Source organism: Kribbella qitaiheensis (assembly GCF_042657745.1).
In the GTDB taxonomy this organism is placed as follows: Bacteria; Actinomycetota; Actinomycetes; order Propionibacteriales; family Kribbellaceae; genus Kribbella; species Kribbella qitaiheensis.
In genome coordinates, this window is sequence record NZ_JBHSKE010000053.1 from 1 (window position 1) to 4,133 (window position 4,133).

Annotated in this window: 4 protein-coding genes; 1 reads left to right on the forward strand and 3 read right to left on the reverse strand. The window is 68.4% G+C overall.

What is annotated here, in order from left to right; genetic code table 11:
- Nucleotides 1–208: 208 nt before the first annotated feature.
- The 3 genes from ACFPJ1_RS32425 to ACFPJ1_RS32435 all read right to left on the reverse strand — a co-directional run bounded on the left by ACFPJ1_RS32425 (nucleotide 209) and on the right by ACFPJ1_RS32435 (nucleotide 2,889).
- Nucleotides 209–484: a hypothetical protein gene (locus tag ACFPJ1_RS32425; protein WP_380109796.1), complete on the reverse strand. Its 276-nt coding sequence runs from the start codon at nucleotides 482–484 to the stop codon at nucleotides 209–211.
- 39 nt (nucleotides 485–523) lie between these two features.
- Complete coding sequence (locus ACFPJ1_RS32430; RefSeq protein ID WP_380109798.1) at nucleotides 524–1,090, reverse strand: COG4315 family predicted lipoprotein; 567 nt, start codon at nucleotides 1,088–1,090, stop codon at nucleotides 524–526.
- Between the two features lie 980 nt (nucleotides 1,091–2,070).
- Nucleotides 2,071–2,889, reverse strand: a complete 819-nt coding sequence (locus ACFPJ1_RS32435) for a helix-turn-helix domain-containing protein (RefSeq protein ID WP_380109799.1) — start codon at nucleotides 2,887–2,889, stop codon at nucleotides 2,071–2,073.
- Nucleotides 2,890–3,017: 128 nt separating this feature from the next.
- On the opposite strand from ACFPJ1_RS32435, the gene ACFPJ1_RS32440 reads away from it, so the two are divergent.
- On the forward strand, nucleotides 3,018–3,569 hold the full coding sequence (locus tag ACFPJ1_RS32440) for a carboxymuconolactone decarboxylase family protein (RefSeq protein WP_380109801.1): 552 nt from the start codon (nucleotides 3,018–3,020) through the stop codon (nucleotides 3,567–3,569).
- Nucleotides 3,570–4,133 lie beyond the last annotated feature (564 nt).

The window sequence follows — 4,133 nt, forward strand, 5'->3', positions numbered from 1 at the left end:
TCCTTGTTGTTCGAGAGCCAGACGGTGATCGCACCCCTGGCTTGCGTGGCAGCGTCGGCGTCACCGCCACCGTCTCCGCAGGCTGCGGCAGCGCCCGCCAAGGCAAGAGCCAGCGCGACGGCGGTGATCTTGCGTTTCATGATTCCTCCAATGGTTGAGAGCGGCTGCCTGGCGCACGGCAACGCATCTGCAGGCATGTTCCGGGAGTTCAGCGCCGGCCATGGGTGGGATCCACGGTGAGGATGCTGGTGGCGAGCAGCCGACGCTCGTTCACGCAGGAGCAATGAGCGCAGAGGTACAGGTCGCGATGCCGATGAGTGAACTCGCTGATCGGCGGGAACACCCATTTGACTCGGGCCCGGGTGCTGGGACCGCAGCGGGCGCAGGTTTCGTTGGGATCGAACGCGCGGTCCACTGCGGTCAATGGCGTCATCCACGGGTCTGGAACGAGCACGGATGTCAGCATCTCGGTTTCGATGGTCATGGCAACGCCTTTCTGTCCGTTTGTCGGCGGCGCAGGTGCTCAGTAGCCGGGGCCGATGGGGTTTTGAGTCATGGAGCCAGCCGGGCTGGGGTTTGTGACGGGCGCACCGGCCGGCGACACGACGGTCCAGACGCCGCCGTTGAGGTTGACGCCCTGACCGTTGGTCTGGCCTGGCGTGGAGTCGCCGACGAAGGTGTAGACGGGGTGGCCGGCGACGGTCAGTTGGCGGTTGCCGTCGGCGCGGGTGGCCATGCCCAGCGTGCCGGTCACACCGGGCAAGGATTTCGGGAGCGGCGCCGGCGCCGGCACGTACGGCCAGTTGGCCGCGCACCCCGCGGCGCAGGTCGACATGCTGTTCTTGTCGTTGGCGAACTCGTACACAGTGCGGCCTTGTCCGTCGACGAGGATGGTGCCCAGTGCGGTAGCTTGCCCGCTGACCGTGGAGCCGGTGGCCGTCGGCACCGGCGCCGACCCGGCTGCGCCGGCGGGGCTGCCGGAGTGGCTGCCGCAGCTGGCCGCGGTCAAGGTGAGTGCGGCGGCCGCGAGGGACGTCACTGCGACCTGGCGCCGGCGGTGGATCCTGTCTGACGTCCGACTTGTGCTCATGATTGGCTGCTCCCTCGGCGAACTGATCTTTGATGTTGCTGACGGATCTACGGTCGCCTGATTGCCGCGCGTTGGACCCCGGTGATGCCGGGGGTTCGATCCCGGGTTTCCACAACCAGGGGCACGAGCGAACCGCTGGAACACACAGCGTGATCCAGCCGTGCGCCGGCGTGTTTCTTGATCTCGCCATGTCAGGCTCCCGACGTCAGCGGTCGGTGACTGCTCGACGTCTCGGCTGTCGGAGACTCCGCGAGGAGGACATGAGGCCGCAGGCAATGTGACTCACAGTCACGAGTTGGTCGAGGCTCTTCTGGCGAGTGTGGGTTCCCGGGCGTTGCCGGGCCACGGCGGCGGACCTGGCCGCGGCGAGGCTGCGAGGCGCACGCCCGAGGGTAAAAAGGTCGCGTAAAGGTGATGCGAACGTGACGTCGTCGAACTGGGCTGACCAGCGGACAGCTCCAGATGGCCCTCGCTGTTGGTGCGGACGGCCTTCACGCCCAGGCGCCGACCGATGTCGTCGATGGCGACGACAGTCTGGGTCCGTTTGTGGGAATCGGTACCGATCATGACCACGCCGTGGCAGCTCCTCACGCTGAAGGAAACGACGCATCCCGGTTCGCGCGGAGGCGGGCATGCCTCAATCGAGCACGATGGCAGGCTCCTATCAAGCCACGGTCCTCGCGCGTCCTTGGCGCCCGGCGGAGCCGCACATCGAGGAGAGGCGATCGCAGATGCGCGAGGCAGCGAAGAAACGAGCGAACCCCGCCGGACCGCCATCAGGACGGCATTGACACGAAGAAGGCCGTCGCACGCTTCAAGATCTCGACATCCTCTCGCAGCCGGCGGTTCTCCCGCCGCAACTGCGCAAGCTCGTCTTCCTCGCTCGTGGTCAACCCGCCATCACCGGTGCCGGCATCTCGTTCGGCCTGCGCCGCCGTACCTTCGACAGACTCGACCCTGGCGTGAGGTCATCTCGATCGTCAGACCTTGACGTTCGAGCTGATCCGACGCCAGGCCGCGCGGGTGTCGTCGTCAGTGGGGAAGAACGCCTCGATGCGCAGTTCCTGGGTGGTGACGTCGGTCGGCGTACCAATGGTGGAGACAAGCGAGAAGAGCTCGACGACCTCGTCACCGAGGGCGAACCGGACGTCGATCACCGGCGCGGTCGGTGAGGCCGAACCCGGGTCCGCAAGCAGCTCGGCGACGTCCGGAAGCGCTCGCAGCCGCCGGACCAGCTCCGCGGTGTCGCTGTCGAGGACGCCGCCGACGGCCTCCCGGCCGCTCCGCTCCAGCAGCGCGGGCGCGACCGCGGCCCAGTTCAGCACGCTGCGGCGGACGGGACCCGGCTCGATCATGAGCCGCAGGACGTTGGCCGGGGTTGGCATCGGGTTGGGTGCTAGCAGCCGACCGAACAGCAGCCGCGCGCCGCGATTCGCACGTAGCACGTTCCAGCCGCGGTCCATCACAACCGCCGGGTACGGCTCGTGCTGGTCGAGCATCGAGGTCAGCGCCGCCTCGATCCGGCCGAGCTGCGCGCTGCCGAGCGGCGCCACCGGATAGCGCGGGGCGAAGCCCGCGGCGAGCAGCAGCGCGTTGCGTTCCCGCAGAGGCACGTCGAGCGCGCGGGCTAGCCGCAGTACCATCTCGCGGCTCGGCCTTGCCCGGCCAGTCTCCACGAAGCTCACGTAACGCGGAGTAGTGCCAGCGGCCGAGGCGAGGTCGAGCTGGCTGGTCCGGCGGACCGCTCGCCAGTGCCGCAGCAGGTCGCCGAAGTCTGCTGAGTGATCCGCCTGCCACATTCGAACAGCGTATGTCATGCGTTGGCCGCACTCCCTTCCCTCGTTGGGAATCGTGCCTCACCGCCGCGGCCCGGAGACTAGATCCCTGCCGGCGACCGCCGGGGAACGACGAGACTGTTGAGGACACGATGGACCTGACGATTCACACACCCGACACCGCGCCGGCCGAGTCCAAGGCGCTGTTGGATGGCATCGCCGAGGATCTCGGCTTCGTGCCGAACCTGGCCGCGACGGCGGCCGCGTCGCCGACTCTGCTGGCTGGCTTTGACGGGCTGCGGCGGGCGGTCGGTTCGGGCGCGCTGGACCCGGTGTTGCGCGAGACAGCCGGCGTCGCCGTCGGAGTCGCGGCAGACAACCGGTATGGCGTGGCGTTCCACTCCACCGTGCTGTCCGGGCTCGGCGCGGACGACGGCGAGATCGAGCGGATGCGTTCCGGCGAGCCGCCCGCTGACCCGCGCGCTGCCGCCGTGTATGCGCTGGCCCGGGAGTTGGTGCTCACTCGCGGGAAGGTTGCCGACGGCACCGTCCGGCGCGCCACCGAGGCGGGGCTGTCCCTGGGAGAGATTCTCGAGATCGTTGCTGAGTGCACCTTTGCCGGGCTGGTCGGGGTGCTGGACAACCTGGCCGGCCGGGTCACGTTGGACGAGTTCCTGCGGCCGTGGGCCTGGACAGCAGCGTGATCAGAACGCTTGGCGGACGTCGGCGACGGCCGGGCCGAGGGCGACGGTCCAGCCCACGCCGAAGGTGTGCGGAGCACGATGTTGGGACCGTCTCCCGCGCCAGACCGCTGGCCTAGACGGTATGACGTGATGCCGTCGTGGTGGCGGGGTTGCGGGCCGGGGCCTCACTCACCACATTCGTGGGTTACCGAGTAGGGGCTGCCTGCTCGGCCTATCCGACATTTGTGGGAGTCCCCGGTGTTTACCGAGCGTGCGAGTGGGGCTGGATGTGCACGCCCGGTCGGTGGTTGCGGCAGCGATCGATGGTGTGAGCGGCGAGCTGGTTCAAGCGAGGCTGACGCCGTCTCACGAGCACGTCCGGTCCTGGTTGCAGGACTTGCCGGGTTCGGTCGCGGTCAGGAACAGCGGCCCGGCGCCGTGGAAGATCGGGACGGGCCTGTGCGGGTACGTCTGGACCGGATGCTGCAGGAGGGCGCCGTGCTGCAGCCGAAGGTCACTTAGACCGTATGTAGTGACTGCTCGCCGGGTGGGAGTGGTTGCTGGCCGGGGCCTCGCTCACGCAAT